This window comes from Neisseria sp. (assembly GCF_030523955.1).
Lineage (GTDB): Bacteria > Pseudomonadota > Gammaproteobacteria > Burkholderiales > Neisseriaceae > Neisseria.
Genome location: NZ_JAUNHL010000010.1, coordinates 42,553 through 58,765, shown reverse-complemented (window position 1 = coordinate 58,765; position 16,213 = coordinate 42,553). Strand labels below are relative to the sequence as shown.

The 16,213-nt window shown below is 51.6% G+C and carries 18 protein-coding genes and 1 pseudogene; 5 read left to right on the top strand and 14 right to left on the bottom strand.

Features of this window, described 5'->3' with window-relative positions; translation table 11 throughout:
• A pseudogene (locus Q4C79_RS03485) lies at positions 1–121 on the top strand (IS630 family transposase); the annotation flags it as partial.
• 108 nt (positions 122–229) lie between these two features.
• Here the strand turns inward: Q4C79_RS03485 and yidC are convergent.
• From yidC to rpmH, 4 genes are all read right to left on the bottom strand, one after another.
• The gene (gene yidC, locus Q4C79_RS03480; protein WP_303089644.1) at positions 230–1,870 is read right to left on the bottom strand and encodes a membrane protein insertase YidC; all 1,641 of its coding nucleotides are present in this window, start codon (positions 1,868–1,870) and stop codon (positions 230–232) included.
• A 104-nt stretch (positions 1,871–1,974) separates the two neighbouring features.
• On the bottom strand, positions 1,975–2,187 hold the full coding sequence (yidD, locus tag Q4C79_RS03475) for a membrane protein insertion efficiency factor YidD (protein ID WP_303089643.1): 213 nt from the start codon (positions 2,185–2,187) through the stop codon (positions 1,975–1,977).
• 5 nt (positions 2,188–2,192) lie between these two features.
• Positions 2,193–2,534 carry a ribonuclease P protein component gene (gene rnpA, locus Q4C79_RS03470; protein ID WP_303089642.1) on the bottom strand — a complete coding sequence of 114 codons (342 nt, stop codon included), beginning with the start codon at positions 2,532–2,534 and terminating at the stop codon, positions 2,193–2,195.
• Positions 2,535–2,545: 11 nt separating this feature from the next.
• Positions 2,546–2,680 (bottom strand): 50S ribosomal protein L34, encoded by a 135-nt coding sequence (rpmH, locus tag Q4C79_RS03465; protein WP_019958174.1) that lies wholly within the window; start codon positions 2,678–2,680, stop codon positions 2,546–2,548.
• Positions 2,681–3,000: 320 nt separating this feature from the next.
• Here rpmH and dnaA point away from each other — a divergent pair, with 320 nt between their 5' ends.
• A complete protein-coding gene (dnaA, locus tag Q4C79_RS03460; RefSeq protein ID WP_303089641.1) occupies positions 3,001–4,533 on the top strand; it encodes a chromosomal replication initiator protein DnaA in 1,533 nt (510 codons plus the stop codon).
• Between the two features lie 19 nt (positions 4,534–4,552).
• A complete protein-coding gene (gene dnaN, locus Q4C79_RS03455; RefSeq protein ID WP_303089640.1) occupies positions 4,553–5,656 on the top strand; it encodes a DNA polymerase III subunit beta in 1,104 nt (367 codons plus the stop codon).
• A gap of 275 nt (positions 5,657–5,931) precedes the next feature.
• Here the strand turns inward: dnaN and pmbA are convergent, their stop codons facing one another.
• Positions 5,932–7,260, bottom strand: a complete 1,329-nt coding sequence (pmbA, locus tag Q4C79_RS03450; RefSeq protein ID WP_303089639.1) for a metalloprotease PmbA — start codon at positions 7,258–7,260, stop codon at positions 5,932–5,934.
• 167 nt (positions 7,261–7,427) lie between these two features.
• Between pmbA and yjgA the strand changes: the two genes are divergently transcribed.
• Together yjgA and Q4C79_RS03440 are read left to right on the top strand one after the other, a co-directional pair.
• Positions 7,428–7,976, top strand: a complete 549-nt coding sequence (gene yjgA, locus Q4C79_RS03445; protein WP_303089638.1) for a ribosome biogenesis factor YjgA — start codon at positions 7,428–7,430, stop codon at positions 7,974–7,976.
• A gap of 2 nt (positions 7,977–7,978) precedes the next feature.
• Complete coding sequence (locus tag Q4C79_RS03440) at positions 7,979–8,446, top strand: DUF2750 domain-containing protein (RefSeq protein ID WP_303089637.1); 468 nt, start codon at positions 7,979–7,981, stop codon at positions 8,444–8,446.
• Positions 8,447–8,634: 188 nt separating this feature from the next.
• Here Q4C79_RS03440 and hpnC read toward each other — a convergent pair whose 3' ends face one another.
• The 9 genes from hpnC to alr form a co-directional block, all read right to left on the bottom strand.
• Positions 8,635–9,450: a squalene synthase HpnC gene (gene hpnC, locus Q4C79_RS03435; RefSeq protein WP_303089636.1), complete on the bottom strand. Its 816-nt coding sequence runs from the start codon at positions 9,448–9,450 to the stop codon at positions 8,635–8,637.
• 52 nt (positions 9,451–9,502) lie between these two features.
• Positions 9,503–10,276 carry a ferredoxin--NADP reductase gene (locus Q4C79_RS03430; protein WP_303089635.1) on the bottom strand — a complete coding sequence of 258 codons (774 nt, stop codon included), beginning with the start codon at positions 10,274–10,276 and terminating at the stop codon, positions 9,503–9,505.
• Between the two features lie 158 nt (positions 10,277–10,434).
• A complete protein-coding gene (locus Q4C79_RS03425) occupies positions 10,435–10,869 on the bottom strand; it encodes a J domain-containing protein (RefSeq protein WP_303089634.1) in 435 nt (144 codons plus the stop codon).
• 171 nt (positions 10,870–11,040) lie between these two features.
• Positions 11,041–11,370, bottom strand: coding sequence for a YegP family protein (locus tag Q4C79_RS03420; protein WP_303089633.1), 330 nt, complete (start codon positions 11,368–11,370; stop codon positions 11,041–11,043).
• A gap of 216 nt (positions 11,371–11,586) precedes the next feature.
• Positions 11,587–12,513: a GTP-binding protein gene (locus tag Q4C79_RS03415; protein WP_303089632.1), complete on the bottom strand. Its 927-nt coding sequence runs from the start codon at positions 12,511–12,513 to the stop codon at positions 11,587–11,589.
• The gene (locus Q4C79_RS03410) at positions 12,501–12,971 is read right to left on the bottom strand and encodes a Fur family transcriptional regulator (protein ID WP_303089631.1); all 471 of its coding nucleotides are present in this window, start codon (positions 12,969–12,971) and stop codon (positions 12,501–12,503) included. The genes Q4C79_RS03415 and Q4C79_RS03410 overlap by 13 nt, the downstream gene beginning before the upstream one ends.
• Positions 12,972–13,172: 201 nt before the next feature.
• Complete coding sequence (locus Q4C79_RS03405) at positions 13,173–13,778, bottom strand: uracil-DNA glycosylase family protein (protein WP_303089630.1); 606 nt, start codon at positions 13,776–13,778, stop codon at positions 13,173–13,175.
• A 2-nt stretch (positions 13,779–13,780) separates the two neighbouring features.
• On the bottom strand, positions 13,781–14,608 hold the full coding sequence (locus Q4C79_RS03400) for an alpha/beta hydrolase (RefSeq protein ID WP_303089629.1): 828 nt from the start codon (positions 14,606–14,608) through the stop codon (positions 13,781–13,783).
• A gap of 314 nt (positions 14,609–14,922) precedes the next feature.
• Positions 14,923–16,194: an alanine racemase gene (gene alr, locus Q4C79_RS03395; protein WP_303089628.1), complete on the bottom strand. Its 1,272-nt coding sequence runs from the start codon at positions 16,192–16,194 to the stop codon at positions 14,923–14,925.
• Positions 16,195–16,213: the final 19 nt, after the last annotated feature.

Genomic DNA, 16,213 nt, shown 5'->3' with positions numbered 1-16,213 from the left:
TTCACCCGAGCTTAATCCGATTGAAAAGGTATGGGCGAATATTAAAAAGCATTTGTGGAAAGTTTTACCTGCCGTGGGAGATTTTATGACTGCACTGCTACGGAGCTCTTATTTTAATTGACTATATTTTGGATAATGCCTGTCTGAAAGAAAAAACGGTAGGGATGGGGATATAAAAATGCCTGTCTGAAATATTTTTTCAGACAGGCATTTGTTGAAACGAGAGCGTTTATTTCTTATCCAGCACTTCGCCTTGCAGGCGTTGGTTTTCAATGGTTTTGTTGATATACCACTGTTGCGCGATGCTCAGCAGGTTGTTGACCACATAATACAGCACCAAACCGGCCGGGAAGAAGAAGAACATGGCGGAGAATACCAGCGGCATGATTTTCATCATTTTGGCTTGAATCGGATCGGTAGGCGGTGGGTTCAGGGTAGTTTGGAACCACATGGTGGCGGCCATCAGGATGGGTAGGATAAACCAAGGATCGGGTCGGCTCAAATCGTGTACCCACAAAATCCACGGGGCCTGGCGCAGCTCTACCGAGCTGAAGATTGCCCAATAGAGACCGATGAACACCGGGATTTGCAGCAACATGGGCAAACAGCCGCCCAAGGGGTTGATTTTTTCATCACGGTACATCTGCATCATGGCGGTTTGCAATGCCATACGGTCGTCGCCGTGCTGTTTCTTCAGTGCTTCCAATTTGGGCGCGACGGCACGCATTTTGGCCATGGATTTATAAGAAGCATTGGTCAGCGGGTAGAGAACGGCTTTTACAATGATGGTGAGCAATACAATCGCCCAACCCCAGTTGCCGACAAACCCGTGCAGTTTTTCCATCAGCCAGAAGAGGGCGGTAGCGGGGTAATAGATACGGCCGTAATCTTTAATCAGCTCCAGATTGTCGGCAATGTTGCGGATGCTGTCGGTGCTTTGCGGACCGGCATAGAGGTTGATTTGGGTACTTTGCTTGGTACCGTTTTGGATTTCAGGCAGGGCGACGCGGGTGCCGGCGCTGTAGAGATTGTCTTCGCGGCGTTTTACTTCAATTTGGCAGCTGGTATTGCCGCAGACGCTTTGGCCATTTTTGGGCTGCAAAATCCAGGTCGACATAAAGTAGTGTTGGGTCATACCCACCCAACCGGTATTGGTTTTGCGTTCGTATTCGGTTTGGTCGCGGCCGGTTTCGGCATCTTTATCCAGCTCGGAGAAATCCACTTTTTGGAACTCGCCGGCAGGGGTATAGACTACCGGACCGGTGTAGCTATACATAAAAAAGCCTTCGCCTTCAGGCTTGTTGTGGTCGCGTACCATGCGGTAAGCGGCATCCAGTTTTACCGGTTGGCCGCTTTGATTGGTAACGTCGAAACGCACGTTAATCAGATAGCTGTTTTTGGTGAAAGTATAGATTTTGTCGATTTGCAGACCATTGGCGGCGGGTGCGCTCAGGCGGACTTCCAATTTGTCGCCGTTTAAGGTGTATTCTTTTTGGGCTGCCGTATAGCTGAGGTTTTTAGTCAGGCTCTGGCCGCGATCATCCAATAAATCGGCTTGGGCAATATAAGTATGCGCTTTTTGATCATCGAGCAAGACGAAGTTTTTGTTTTCATCGGTAGCCGCGTTATATTTCAACAAGGTCAGGTGGCGCAAATCACCGGTTTTTTCGTCAATTACGGCTTGAACGGTATCGGTGGTTACTTTCACCGGAACCGTAGCGGTGAGCGCCGAATCAGCAGCGACGGCTTTTTGCTGTTGCTGGCTCTGTTGTGCAGCGGGCTGCGGTTTCGGAGAGGGGAAAATCTGTTCCCAACCGATAAAAATCAGCAGCGTTACGATGCAAAATGTAATCAGGCCTTTAGAGTCCATTTTTGTGTATTCCTAAAAAATGTAGTATTTGGCAAACGCGTAAGGATAACAGATATATAAACGGCTTGCTTGACAGTTTTTCAGACAGGCATTGATGGCTGGTTTTAAGGTACGGGATCATGGCCGTGCCCGCCCCAGGGATGGCAGCGGATGATGCGTTTGAAGGCCAGCCAGCCGCCTTTGATTGCGCCGTATTTGCTCACCGCTTCCAAAGCATATTGCGAGCAGGTAGGGGTATAGCGGCAGCGCGGGGGAATCAGCGGGCTGATAGCATAGCGGTAAAACTGAATCAAACCCAATATCAGCTTGGCGAACATGATGTTTACGGTTTTTTTAGTAACAGTTGCGCCAGTTGGCGGCGTATTTCCGGTGCATCGGCACGTTCGAAGCGGCGTTTGACCCGTACGATAAAGTCTTGCGCAGGCATGTCTGCTTTGTGGCAACGAAACCATTCGCGAATCACGCGCTTCATATAATTGCGCTTGTTGGCGCGTTTTGCCGTTTTTTTGCCTACCACCAAGCCCAGGCGCGGATGGCCAAGCGGGTTGCTACGGGAGTATAGCACCTGAAGAAAAGTACTTTGCCGCTGTTTTCTTAAAGCAAAAACGGAAGAAAAATCTTCCGTTTTTAATAGGCGGTACTGCTTGCTAAAGCGGTTATCCAAGAGACACCGACTTATACGGCCAAGCGTTTGCGGCCTTTGGCGCGACGGGCAGCCAATACGGCGCGACCGCCACGGGTTTTAGAGCGAACCAGGAAACCGTGGGTGCGTTTGCGTTTGGTTACCGAGGGTTGGAAAGTGCGTTTCATGATGATTCCTAAAAAATAGTCAGAATTTCAAACGGGTAATTACAACTCAATTTCATGGTTTTGTCAATGCTTACCTGTGTTTCTACTGAATATGGTGGATGGTTTTTTCCAAGCGGGCAACATAATTTATTTGTAGACTCCGATATATTTCTTCCAACTCTCGGGCATTGCTTTTCTTGTCGGCGGCACTGATGCAGTGGCTGTTGAAATTCGGTATAATCGGAAAATCTTTGCTGAACGGTTTTTTGATAAAGAAAAAACCGTATCTACTGCATTGATTTTATTTTAATTTAGGCTTTGCCGACCGGATTTTCCTGAATATGACACTCGCTGAATTTTGGCCTTTATGCCTGCGCCGTTTGCAGGCCGAGCTCACGCCGCAACAGTTTGATACCTGGATTGCGCCCTTAACAGTGGGCGAGGAAAACGGTGTGTGGGTGGTTTACGGTAAAAATCAGTTTGCCAGCAATATGCTGAAAACCCAGTTTGCATCAGTCATTGATGCGGTGCGTGCCGAATTGGTGCCGCAGCAAGCGCCTTTTTTGTTTAAAACCGGCAAGGGCGTGCATTATCCGCTTCAGCAACAGGTAGATGAAGCCAATCTATCAGCCGTTACAGTATCTGTGTCCGAACCGGAGAGAGGCCTGTCTGAAAAGAAACAGGAAGCTGAAGCGGCGGCTGTACGCCAAAGTGCTACGGATATTTTGGCAGAACGGATGAAGTCGCTAATGGCCAAAGGAAAAGAGGCCGATAGCGGTAAAACAGCGGCGAAAAGCAAAAAAAAGGAAGCGGCTGCCGAAGAGACGCGTGCGCGTGAAGAGCAGCATTACGCGCAAACCAATTTGTCGCCCGACTATACTTTCGAAACGCTGGTAGAGGGCAAGGGCAACCGCATTGCGGCGGCGGCGGCACAGTCTATCGCCGAAAACCCGGGGCAGGGCTATAATCCCTTCTTCTTATATGGCAGCACCGGCTTGGGTAAAACCCATTTGATTCAGGCCATCGGCAATCAGTTGCTGAAAAACAACCCCGAGGCCAAAGTGCGCTACATGCATTCTGACGATTATATCCGCAGCTTTATGAGCGCGGTGCGCACCAATAGTTACGATGTATTCAAACAGCAGTATAAGCAATACGATTTGCTGATTATCGATGACATTCAGTTCATCAAAGGCAAAGACCGCACCATGGAAGAGTTTTTTTATCTGTATAACCACTTCCATAACGAGAAAAAACAGCTGATTCTGACCTGCGATGTGTTGCCGACCAAAATCGAAGACATGGATGACCGCCTAAAATCGCGTTTTTCTTGGGGCTTGACCTTAGAACTGGAGCCGCCCGAGCTGGAAATGCGGGTAGCGATTTTGCAGAAAAAAGCCGAGATTGCCGGCGTGAGTTTGGATGAACAGGCGGCGTTTTTCATTGCCAAGCATATACGTTCCAATGTGCGCGAGCTGGAAGGTGCGTTTAAAAGAGTGGAGGCGCGCAGCCGCTTTCTGAAAAAGCCGATTGATATCGATTTGGCGGCTGACGCTTTACAGGATATCGTTGCGCATGCGCATAAAGTGATTACCGCCGATCTGATTATGGATCAGGTGGCGAAATATTATCGTATTAAAATCAGCGATATACTGGGATCTAAGCGAACGCGCAATATTGCGCGGCCGCGCCAAGTGGCGATGAGCCTAACCAAAGAATTAACCAATTTAAGCCTGCCGGCCATCGGTGATGCCTTCGGCGGGCGAGATCACACCACAGTGATGCACGGGGTAAAAAACGTGGCCAAGCTGCGCGTTGAAGACCCGGAGATCGCACAAGATTATGAAAAACTGTTGATTTTGATTCAAAATTAATTAGCCAAGAGGGTTAAACATGTTGATTTTACAAGCCGAACGAGATGCTTTGCTCAAGCCTTTGCAAGCGGTTACCGGTATTGTGGAACGGCGCCATACGTTGCCGATTCTCTCCAATGTACTGCTCGAAAACGTGCATGGACAAACCAATATTTTGGCTACCGATTTGGAAATCCAAATCAATACGGCAGGCCCGGTGAGTGATGCCGGTGATTTCCGCATCACCACCAATGCCAAAAAATTGCAAGACATTCTGCGCGCATTGCCGGAAGGTTCGCTGGTGGCGCTGGATTGGGCGCAAAACCGCTTGACCTTAAAAGCAGGCAAGTCGCGCTTTAATCTGCAAACATTGCCGGCAGAAGATTTTCCGTTGATGAGCGTGGGCGAGGAGGTCGGCCAAGCCTTTTCGTTGCCGCAAGAGGCTTTGAAGAATATGTTGTCGCAAGTGCAATACAGCATGGCGGTGCAGGATATCCGCTATTATCTGAACGGCATGCTGATGCAGACCGAAGGCGACCAGTTGCGCCTGGTCGCTACCGACGGCCACCGCTTGGCTTATTCCGGTACCACCATCGATGCAGATTTGCCCAAGGCGGAGGTGATTTTGCCGCGTAAAACCGTATTGGAACTCTTTAAACTACTGAATCATCCGAGCGAGCCGGTTACCGTGGAATTGCTGGAGAACCAGGTACGTTTCCGCTGCAATGAAACGGTGATTGTCAGCAAGGTGGTGGACGGCAAATTCCCTGATTTCAACCGCGTGATTCCGTTGGATAACGATAAGATTTTCTTGGTAGGCCGTACACAGTTGCTAAGCGCCTTGGAGCGTGCTTCGATTCTGGCCAATGAAAAATTCCGCGGCGCACGCCTGAATCTGAAGCCGGGTGTGCTGAGCGTAGTGTGTAGCAACAACGAGCAGGAAGAGGCACGCGAAGAGTTGGAAATCGCTTATCAGGGCGGCGAATTGGAAGTGGGCTTCAACATCGGCTACCTGATGGACGTATTGCGTAACGTGCATGTCGAAGATATGCAGCTGGCCTTTGGCGATGCCAACCGTTCGACGCTGTTTACCATTCCGAATAATCCGAATTTCAAATACATTGTGATGCCGATGCGGATTTAAAATGGAAAGTGAATGTATAGCGGATGAACACGTTTTCGATATACGGCAGCAACGCCGTAGCGAAAGTTAAGTGAATTGGTTATATTATTCAACATACCATTAAATGCCTGTCTGAAAACAAGCTTGCGCGTTTGGGCGAAGCTGAAAGTTTTCAGACAGGCATTTTTATATGGTGGTATCTTGGGCGGAAACTTGTTTTGTTACGAGTCAGCAATGCCGTGCTACGGATATTTTTTCGCCGGCTTGCAGCCCTTTTCCGTTATGCGAGGTTGCTTTTAACTGCCTGCTACGGTCATTTCCGCTATCAACAGCGAGCCGACTTTATTACTGCTGCGGCGCAGTGCGTCATCGGCGACGCCGACGATGTTGAGCAACATATCCTGCAGACGCGAGGCGATGGTGATTTCCTCCACCGGATATTGGATTACGCCGTTTTCCACCCAAAAGCCCGCTGCACCACGCGAGTAATCGCCGGTCAGCATGTTCACCCCTTGTCCCATCAGCTCGGTTACCAACAAGCCGCTGCCCATTTGTTTGAGCAAATCGGTTTGTGCGGGGCAGGTGGCGTTTAGCAGCAGGTTGTGCGCACCGCCGGCGTTAGCGGTGGTTTGCATTCCCAGTTTGCGGGCGCTGTAACTCGACAAGAAATAACCTTGTACGGTGCCGTTTTCAATTACAAAACGTGGTGCAGTGGCCACGCCTTCGGCATCAAACCAAGTACTGCCCCAAGCGCGCGGGATATGCGGCTCTTCGCGCAGGCTGAGAAAATCCGGCAAGATCTGTTTGCCCAAACTATCGAGCAGAAAACTGTTCTGGCGGTACAAAGCCGCGCCGGATAAGCCGCCGACCACATGGCCGATCAGGCTGGCAGAAACGGTGGTATCGAATAATACCGGATAGCGGCCGGTGGGCAGCGAGCGTGCATTCAGGCGGCGAAGGGTACGCTCGGCAGCAGTGCGACCGATTTCTTCCATAGACGATAATTCTTGTGCAGAGCGCGCCATGTCGTACCAATAATCGCGCTGCATGCCGCTCTCGTCGGCGGCGACGACGCTGCAAGAGGCACTGTGGCGGGTGCCTGCCTGATGTTGGAGAAAACCATGACTATTGCCGTAGACAAACTGGTAATGGTTGGTATGCACGCCTGCGCCTTCCGAGTTTTGAATCCGCTTGTCTGCCGCTAATGCCGCCGCCTCGCCGCGCATGGCCAGCTCCACTGCCGCTTCGCTGGATAAATCCCATTCGTGATATTTATCCAGCTCTACCGGCGTATGGGCCATCAGAGCGGCATCCGCCAAACCGGCGGCTTCGTCTTGGGCGGTATATTTGGCGATATCCAGAGCAGCCTGTACGGTTTCTTCGACCGCACGGTGCGAGAAATCCGCGGTGCTGGCACGCCCCTTGCTTTGATTGATATAAACAGTGATGTCCAGTGATTTATCTTGTTGGTGTTCTATGTGTTCGATTTCCTGCAAACGCACTTGCACGTTTTGGCCGAGCGATTCGCTGACATCGGCTTCGGCGGCGCTGGCGCCTTTTTGTTTGGCTACGCTTAATGCCAAGGCGCAAACTTCTTTCAATTCAGCAGGAGTATGGTTAAACATAGGTTTTCCTATCGGCTATTACGCGCTGTGAAACGGTAAAAAGGATTAATCGAGGCGGCTATTTTACCCGTTTTCGCGCAATACCGCAGTGCCCGTCGTTTTCTTCGCCACGAAGGCGGGCTGCGGTGTGTTAAAATGCTTTGGCCGATAATATAAGTGTTACCGATATGAACGATATGAATCATGAAGAATGGGTGAGCAAAACCCAGATGAAAAAACGCATGAACGAGTTGCAGGACTTGGGCATGGAATTAACCCGCTTGTCGAACGAAACCCTGAAAAAAGCTGGGTTGCCCGAAGATTTGCAGCAGGCCATCCGCGATTATAAGAAAATCACTTCCAACGGCGCCACGAAGAGACAAACCCAATATATCGGCCGGCTGATGCGCGACATCGATCCCGAGCCTATCCGCGAATTTCTGGCCCGTCTGAAAGGAGAGAGCAGTGCGCATAACGCTTTTTTGCAGCGGGTGGAACAAATGCGCGAGCGTTTGATCGAAAATGATCAGGCCTTAACGGATTTTGTGAGCGAATATCCCGCTGCGGATGTTGCCGCCTTGCGCACGTTAATCCGCAATGCGCGCAAAGAGAAAGAATTGTCCAAGCCGCCGAAGAATTTCCGTGCGCTCTATCAGGCCGTCAAGGCGGCGATGGATCATTCTCAAAATAACCTTGACTATGTGGTCGACAACGATTTCGATACGGACGAAGACTGATTATGTTCCCCCATCCAGAAGACCATGCCTATAACCGCTTTATCCGAACCTTGCTCAGCACGCAAACGGTTTATACCCTGAGCGACGACGAGGGAATTGCGGAGTGTCCTTCCACCGACTATGAAGGCAGTGACGGCGAACCGGTGCCGGTGTACTGCATTTGGGCGACGCCGGAAGATGCTCAAGCCTGTAAAGCCGAAGAGTGGGCGGACTATCAAGTGGAAGCGGTGCCTTTGCAGGTATTAATGGCCGAATGGTTGATCGGTATGGATCAGGAAGAGGTGCTGGTGGGGGTGGATTTCGATCCGCAGTTATACGGTTTGGAAATCGAGCCGGTTGAATTGTTGGGTGATTTGCTGGATGCGGCCGAGCAACAGGGTGTGGATTTGGAAATTGAAGAGTATCCCGAATTGGTTAACTACCGTTTGGAGTGGGAGCGCTGGGCGGCAGGCCAGAGCCGTTTGAATTAATGTTTCAGACAGGCATGGCCTGTCGATGCCTGTCTGAAAAATATAGCAGATTTAATTAACTTTCGCTACGTCGTTGCTGCGCCTTGCCGTACTACTTGTACTGTCTTCGGCTTGCTGCCTTGTATCGAAAATTAATTAAATCTGCTAATATCAAGATAATAAACATACTCGGCAAATGCCGGGTATGTTTATTTTTTCAAAACCGCGCGTTTGAGCATCAGCCACCAGTCTTTCGCATTTAACTTCGGGCGTTTGTTGAATACATCATAGCGGTTTTCTTCCAGCTTATGCAAAATCCGCTGGCCGCCCAAGATAATCAGGCGCAATTCGAAGCCTAAACGCCCAGGCAGCTTCTTCGCCAGCGGCGAGCCGGCTTTCAGCATATTGTGCGCTTTGTTGCATTGGTAAGCCATCAGCCGCTGGAAAGCGAAATCGGCTTTGCCCTCAGCAATTTGTTCCTCGGTAACGCCGAATTTCGCCAAATCCTCCTGCGGCAGATATACCCGGCCTTTTTGCCAGTCTACCGCCACATCCTGCCAGAAATTAATTAATTGCAAGGCGGTGCAGATACCGTCGCTTTGGGCAAGGCTGCGGCTGTCGTGCTCGCCGTAAAGATGCAGCATCATCCGGCCGACCGGATTGGCGCTGCGGCGGCTGTAATCGACCAATTCGCCGAAGGTTTGGTAGCGTTTTTTCACCACATCCTGCTCAAATGCGGAAAGTAAGTCGTAAAACGGCTGCATCGGCATCTGATAAGGAGTAAGCGCTTGCTGTTGCAGGCGTTGCATCATCGGCGTACTGGCTTGGCCGCCGCCGGCAATCGTGTCCAATTCCGCACGCAATTGGGACAAGCCTTGTAAACGCTGCTCATCGCTCGCATCGCCCTCATCGGAAATATCGTCGGCAGTGCGCGCATAAGCGTAAATTGCGTGTATCGGCCGGCGCAGGCGGCGCGGCAGGATTAGTGAGCCGACCGGGAAGTTTTCATAATGGTTGACCGACATGACGCTCCTTTAACGTGGGCAGGCGGTTGCGGATAGGGTTTTTATGGATTGTTTAAAAGCCGTTTTCCATCATAATCTGCCCCGGAATGCGGTTGCGGTGCATGGCGAAGCCCATATCGAGCAGGGCTTGGAAGGTGTCTTTCACCATTGCGGGGTTGCCGCAAATCATAAAGCGGGTGTCCGCCGGGGTAAACGGTATTTCGAGTGCGGCGGAGAGTTCGCCGCTTTTCAGCAATTCGGGCAGGCGGCGGTTGAGGCGGCCTCCGGTTTCGCGGGTGAGTACCGGGATAAAGCGCAAGCGGCCGGTGTATTCGCCGATCAGCGGATGTTCGCTCAATTGTGCGATGCGTTCGTTGAAAATCAATTCGTCGGCATAGGATACGGAGTGTACCAATGCCAAGCGTTCGAAGCGTTGCCAGATCTCGGGTTGCTCAAGAATGGAGAGAAAGGGAGCGATGCCGGAGCCGGTACACAGCATAATCAGGTCTTTGCCGTCGACAAAGCGCTCGGGCAGCAGAAAGCCGGTGGCGTTTTTGTCCAGTAAAACGGTGTCGCCGGCTTTCAGTTCGGCCAGCTTGGCCGACATCGGCCCGCCTGGTATCAAGACGGCGAAATATTCCAAATCGTCGGCGTATTCGGCCGATACCACCGAATAGGCGCGCCAGATAAAGCCTTCGCCGTCGCGGAATCCCAGCCGGGAAAATTGGCCGGCGGAGAAGCGGTAAGCCTCTGGGCGGGTGATGGCGAAAGTCATTAGTTTGTCGGTATGGTGTTTCACCCACAAAACGGTTTCTTCGGTGTATTTGGCTTCCGGTGCGGCGGGCATGGTGTTCTTTCTTGTTTTCTAAAATGGTTTCAGACAGGCATTATACGGGCAATGCCTGTCTGAAAAAATAGAGTGAATCCACTTAAATGTTTGCTGGCTGGTGTCGTCGAACGAAACCCGCTGTATGGCTTGGCCGCTTTCCCAGCCTAGGCGAATGTTTAGGGCTGGGGTTTACCGATGGTCGGCGGCGGCGGTTCGGCGGCGCGGCGCAGATGTTCGGTATAGTAAAACACACCGAGGATCAATAAGGCGACGCACGCCAGCCACAAGATGATTTTCGGATAATTCAACGGCTCTTTCGGCCGCCGGAAACCGCCGGGCATCGGGCTGGCGATGTTTTCCGGCATGTCGCATGGCTGTTTGGGTTGGTGTTTGGCAATCCATTCGTCGTGCTTTTTCCGTTTTTCCGGTGTGCTTAACACGTCGTACGAATGGTTGATGATGCTCATGATGCGCTGTGCGTCGGGCAGGGTGGGGTGGTGGTCGGGATGGTAGCGTTTGCACAAGGCGCGATAAGCGGCGCGGATGGCTTGCGGGCTGGCATCCCGCGCCACCTTCAGATTATCGTAGTGAGTGTGCAGGCGTTTGGCCATACGCTTCCTGAGAGGGCAAACAAAATATTTTCAGACAGGCATTATACGGTAAGGCCGTTCAGCTGTATGCGCTAAGGCTTACCGGCGGTTGTTCCGCATCATTTTGCGGACAATAAAAAGACACTCCGCTCTTTGCGCGAAGTGTCTTGATCCGGTTTGCGGGCATATTGGTTACAAATCTTCCATTACGCCGGCAGTGGCCGCATTGCTTTTCAGCTGCGCCAGCGCTTGGGCACGAATTTCTTCGCTGGCGAACATCGGGCTGGTACCGATAATCTGGCCGTTAACTGCTTTGAGATTGAAGTAAAATTTACCGTTGCTGCTTTCTTTCAGCTCATAGCGTTTTTCTTCCGCCGCATTTTTGCGGACGGATTCAATCCCGTTTTGCGCCGAAGACTTGCTGGTGTACTGCTCGCTGCGCAACAGGACTTTGTCGTCTTCACCGCGCAAGCTGAAATTAAATTGGCCTGCTTCGGTTTTAGATAACTCAAATGTCGCCATCAACATCTCCTTATTCAATTAGTATCAAATAGAGTCAACCGCTTCCGCTAAGGATGCAGTTATATGGGAAAACTTTAGATTAGCTGATGAAAAGCGAAAATAAGTTTTCCTATGCCAAATTATCCCATAAGGATAATTCACATTTCACTATAAAAACTGTATGAATACTTGTCAATGAATACTTGTTAATGCGAAAGCAGCATAGCTTACTTAACTTTATTCCAGCGCCTCGCGCAAACGCTGTTCTATCTTATCGGCGTCAAAAGATTTGGCGATCAGTTCAAAACGACTGTCGCGCCGCCAGGCCACCTGGTTGGCGCCCCATTGGCCGTCTACCCAGTTGAGCCACACCCAGGTGCCCAACACTTGAAACACACCTTTGGCGCGCACCAAGCCTTCGGTAAGCTCAGGCAAATCGTTGAAGAAGCGGGTGAGGCGTTCACCGTCGAATTCGCTCTCGGCGGGGAAAGTAAAGCCTTGCGATTGAAAACCCATGGTGTTGTCCGGCAGCGTTTTCAAGCGGTAGCGCGATTTTTCCACCACAGGAATATCCAGCCACGCGATATCGAGGCTCGCGTTTTCCACTTCGACCACTTTAGCTTTCGGCGGGAACAGCTTGGCCGCCTGTTCGTGAAATTGCGCCATCACTTCCGGCGTGCACAAATCCACTTTGCTGGCCACCAAAACGTCGCACACGCCGATTTGGTCTTTATACAAACCTTGCAAGGAATACATCGGATCGACGAATTGGCGCGGATCGACCACGGTAAACACCGCGCCGATTTCCAATAATTCGTTAAACGGCGGCACTTTCAATTCATCGATCACACTGGCCGCGTGCGCCAAACCGCTGGCTTCGATCAAAATGCGGTCGGGTTGGTTGTCGGCCAGCATTTTTTTCAGCGTATTGCCCATTTGCGGCCCGGCCACGCAGCACAAACAGCCGCCGGCTACTTCCGCCACCGGAATGCCGCTGTCGCTCAACACCGCGCCGTCGATGCCGATTTCACCGAATTCATTGACCACGATCACCCATTTTTCCGCCGGGTCTTTTTGTTCCATCAGGCTTTTTAAGGCGGTGGTTTTGCCCGTGCCGAGAAAACCGGAAATCAGATGGACTTTTGCTTTTTTTACTGACGACATTGTCGGCACCTTCCTGTTAACACTACATGTTCTTCTTGCAGGGCAAAGCCGCTGGCCGCTACGCCGGCCTGCAAAGCCGCCCATTCGTTGCTCAGGCTTTGTTCGTCTACTGCGCCGCATTCGGTGCACACCAAAATAAACGCCTGATGATGCGCGTGCTCGCCGTGCCCGTGGCAATCATGGCCGCACTGATGGCTGGCATGGCTGCACAGCACATAGCCGTTTACCGCCGCCACTTTATGCAACACGCCTTGCTCCGCCCAAAAATCCAGCGCACGGTAAGCGGTGGGCGGTGCCACCGGAGCCGCGTTTTCTTGCTGCATCTGCGCCAGTACCACGTATGCTTTAATCACACCGTGCTGGCGCAACACGATGTCCAGCACCTGTTCGCGCAAGGCGGTTACCTGTGCCCCCGCCGCACGCGCTTGTGCCAGAATGGTTTGTTTTGCATCCATCATGCATCTGCCTGTTTGATCCAGTGTTATATTATAGCCTTTTCAGGCTGCCGAAGGGATATATAGCGGATTAACTTAATTTTCGCTACGGCGTTGCTGTGCCTTGTCCTATGCTGAATTTAAGGTACTATAAATGGAAATGCCTGTCTGAAAAACAAGCAACTTTGTTTTTTCAGACAGGCATTCTTTTTAAACCGGGCGACCTTACTTCATTCCGATCTCAACGAAAAAACGCCGGTACGCCTCGGCTTTTTTCTCCAAGGCCAAGGGATAGGCACGCGAAGAAGAGGGCAGCCGGTAGCAGTGCAGCGTACGATTGCCGTATACGACTGCGCTGTACGCGCCGATTTTCGGCTTCGGCGTACCGGGCGGCAACAGCGAGAGCAAAGTATCGGTGGCCAATTCGCCGGTAGTCATCAGCGTACGGCATTGCGGCAGCTTGGCCAGCAAAGCCCCCAAGTCCAGCGGGGTGACGATTTGCAGGAATTTATCCGAAGCATTGCCTTGCAAACGGCGTATTTGATGGGCGGTATCGCTGATGGCGATGCCTTTTTCTGCCAGAAATTCGCGCAGCAGCGCTTTTTTATAACTTTTGCCGCCTGCTTCGATAAAATAATCACGGTTGTCAAAAAATACCAGCCCGAAAATCCGCCACATGTCGTTTTGGAAGTTCGGATAGTAGAAATCCATTTTCCAGCGCTCGCGCGGCGGCGGAAAAGAGCCCAGCATCAATAGCCGGGCGGCGGGCGGTGCAAACGGCGGCAGCGGATGGGTTTCGACTGCCGCCGTTTGAGGGTTGCTTGCATTCATCGTTATTTTTTCAAGGCTGCGGTGAAGAATTTGCTTAATTCGTCGCGGTAGCGGTTTTGGAAGCGCGGTGAGGTGGCTTCGAGGTGATGGCCGCCTTCCACCCGCACCAGTTTTTTCGGTTTGCCCGCCAAGTCGAATAAAGCTTGTCCGTGTTTATACGGAATCACCTCGTCGGCGGTGCCGTGTATCAGCAGCAGCGGAATCGGCGATATACCGGCTACATATTTCTCGGCGCTGTAGCGGTTACTCATCAATACGCCGGCGCCAACGAATTTATCATTGGCGATATCGGAATAGGATTGGAAAGTCGCTTCGACCGCTACTGCCTTCACTCCTTGTTTGTTGCCCGAACCCACCGCGCCGATGGCGTTGGCACCGCCTAAGCTCTGGCCGAATATGACCAGTTTTTCCGGGTTCACATCGGGGCGGCTGCGTACATAATCGATGGCGGCTTGTCCGTCTTCAAACAGCCCCCGCGGATTGGGTTTGCCTTCCGATTTACCGTAGCCGCGGTAGTCGAACATAAATACATTGAAACCGCGCGCCGGCAGCCAGTCGACAAAACCCCAATGCGCCGAAATATTCTGCGCATTGCCGTGGAAATGAATCACCGTGCCTTTGGCTTTGCCTTGGGCAGGCACAAACCAGCCGGATAAGGCGGTACCGTCGTAGCTTTTGAAGGTAACGGGTTCGAAGGGCAAACCGTTTTGGGCGGGAGAGCCGTAATCGGCACGGTCGGGATAATAAAAAGCCTTGTGCGCGCAAGAGGATAAGCCCAAAAGCAGCATGCCGATGACGCTAATCCAAATTAAAGGCTTGGTTTTTCGCATGAATGACTTTCTGTTTGGTTGTTTTTTATTATTACTGACAGATAGACCGTAAAAGTATGTCATCGGTTCGCTAAAAATGGTGTTTTTTTATGGGGAGGCGAAATAACTTAACTTTCAGTTAAGGTCTGCTGCCTTATGGTAAAAATAAGTTTTCTTTCTGGCGGCACGCTCTAAGGGCTGCTGATGAAAAATGCCTGTCTGAAACCGCTTGGCTTCGCCAAAACAGGCGAGCTGGTTTTCAGACAGGCATTTTATGCCGAAAGTTGTTTAATAAAAAACAGCCGGATGGCACCGGCTGTTTGTACGGCAAACGGTTAAGGTGTGTTTTTCGGTTTGGCCAGCTTCGGATTGGAGTTGCCCCATACCGTATACAAATCGGCAAACAGTGCGCCGTTGATGTCTTCCACTTCGCTCTGAGTGATTTCCGCACCGCCTTGTTTGCCGAAAATCACCACTTCGTCGTCGACTTGGATGTCGGGGAAGTCGGTTACATCCACCATGGTGGTATTCATCGATACCTTGCCGACCACCGGCACTTTGTGGCCGCGGATTAGCACGTGGCCTTTATTGGTGAACACGCGCCGGTAGCCGTCGGAATAACCGAACGGCAGATTGGCCAGCCGCGAATCGCGTGCGAGCGTGAAGGTGCGGTCGTAGCCCACCGTGCTGCCTTTCGGATAGCTGTTGACGCTGGCTACGCGGGTTTTGAACGACATAATGTATTCGTATTCCGGCCGCTCGTATACCGGTTCGCCGTACAGAATACCGCCCGGGCGCACCAGATCAAGCCAGCCTTCCGGTACGTTTAGGGTAACGAAGGAATTGGCGGTGTGCAGCACCAGTTTTTTGCGGTCGAGCTTGGCGGCGCGGATCAGCCATTTGCTGTCTTTCTTGAATACTTTCAATCCTTTTTTTACATCTTCCTTATCTTCTACCGGAAAGTGCGTCATGATGCCGACGATTTGCAGGTTCGGCAGTTTGGTGATCGCCACCGCATCGTCTTTGCCGCCCGGTACGTTCAGATCCAAGCCGTTTCGGTTCATGCCTGCCGAATTGAGGCCCAGATGGAAACGCAGTTTTTTGCCGGCTTCTTGCGCCAATTTGTTCGCCACCTGCGCTTGTGCCAGATTGCCGAACAATTCTTCCATATCGTATTGCATGCCGTCGCGGATTTCACCCAAAGAAGCTGCACGCACCCGCATCACGCGCCCTTGATAGCCGTGCGCACGCGCCACCCGCGCTTCTTCGTTGCTGCCGATGCCGATACACGGCACATTGTGTTCAATTACCGTAGGCATCAGCAAATCGATGCTGTTACCGTAAGCATCGGCTTTCAAAATCGCACAAATCTGCGCCTTGCCGCGCAGGTGTTTCTTCAAAGCTTCGATATTGCGTCCGTAGGCCGCTGCATCAATTTCCAACCAGGCGTTGGTGTTGTCGCGGGTGACTTTGGCGGGTTGTTGGGTTTCCACGTTTAACGGCGGTGCCGCCCAAACCGGTGTCGCAAGCAAAGCCGCACTCAAGCATACGGCGGTCAGTTTCGGAATAAAGCGCATGATGATTCTCCACGGTTTACGGTTATTCATTTCTGCAATAGCAGTTAAC

Bases quoted from the DNA above. Each gene is read 5' to 3' on its own strand.
- Q4C79_RS03410 (WP_303089631.1), bottom strand. From the start codon at position 12,971: ATGATGGATGCAAAACAAACCATTCTGGCACAAGCGCGTGCGGCGGGG.
- dnaN (WP_303089640.1), top strand. From the start codon at position 4,553: ATGTTGATTTTACAAGCCGAACGAGATGCTTTGCTCAAGCCTTTGCAA.
- dnaA (WP_303089641.1), top strand. From the start codon at position 3,001: ATGACACTCGCTGAATTTTGGCCTTTATGCCTGCGCCGTTTGCAGGCC.
- yidC (WP_303089644.1), bottom strand. From the start codon at position 1,870: ATGGACTCTAAAGGCCTGATTACATTTTGCATCGTAACGCTGCTGATT.
- Q4C79_RS03425 (WP_303089634.1), bottom strand. From the start codon at position 10,869: ATGGCCAAACGCCTGCACACTCACTACGATAATCTGAAGGTGGCGCGG.
- Q4C79_RS03440 (WP_303089637.1), top strand. From the start codon at position 7,979: ATGTTCCCCCATCCAGAAGACCATGCCTATAACCGCTTTATCCGAACC.
- Q4C79_RS03415 (WP_303089632.1), bottom strand. From the start codon at position 12,513: ATGTCGTCAGTAAAAAAAGCAAAAGTCCATCTGATTTCCGGTTTTCTC.
- Q4C79_RS03400 (WP_303089629.1), bottom strand. From the start codon at position 14,608: ATGCGAAAAACCAAGCCTTTAATTTGGATTAGCGTCATCGGCATGCTG.
- alr (WP_303089628.1), bottom strand. From the start codon at position 16,194: ATGAATAACCGTAAACCGTGGAGAATCATCATGCGCTTTATTCCGAAA.
- pmbA (WP_303089639.1), bottom strand. From the start codon at position 7,260: ATGTTTAACCATACTCCTGCTGAATTGAAAGAAGTTTGCGCCTTGGCA.
- Q4C79_RS03405 (WP_303089630.1), bottom strand. From the start codon at position 13,778: ATGAATGCAAGCAACCCTCAAACGGCGGCAGTCGAAACCCATCCGCTG.
- yidD (WP_303089643.1), bottom strand. From the start codon at position 2,187: ATGTTCGCCAAGCTGATATTGGGTTTGATTCAGTTTTACCGCTATGCT.
- Q4C79_RS03420 (WP_303089633.1), bottom strand. From the start codon at position 11,370: ATGGCGACATTTGAGTTATCTAAAACCGAAGCAGGCCAATTTAATTTC.
- Q4C79_RS03430 (WP_303089635.1), bottom strand. From the start codon at position 10,276: ATGCCCGCCGCACCGGAAGCCAAATACACCGAAGAAACCGTTTTGTGG.
- rpmH (WP_019958174.1), bottom strand. From the start codon at position 2,680: ATGAAACGCACTTTCCAACCCTCGGTAACCAAACGCAAACGCACCCAC.
- hpnC (WP_303089636.1), bottom strand. From the start codon at position 9,450: ATGTCGGTCAACCATTATGAAAACTTCCCGGTCGGCTCACTAATCCTG.
- yjgA (WP_303089638.1), top strand. From the start codon at position 7,428: ATGAACGATATGAATCATGAAGAATGGGTGAGCAAAACCCAGATGAAA.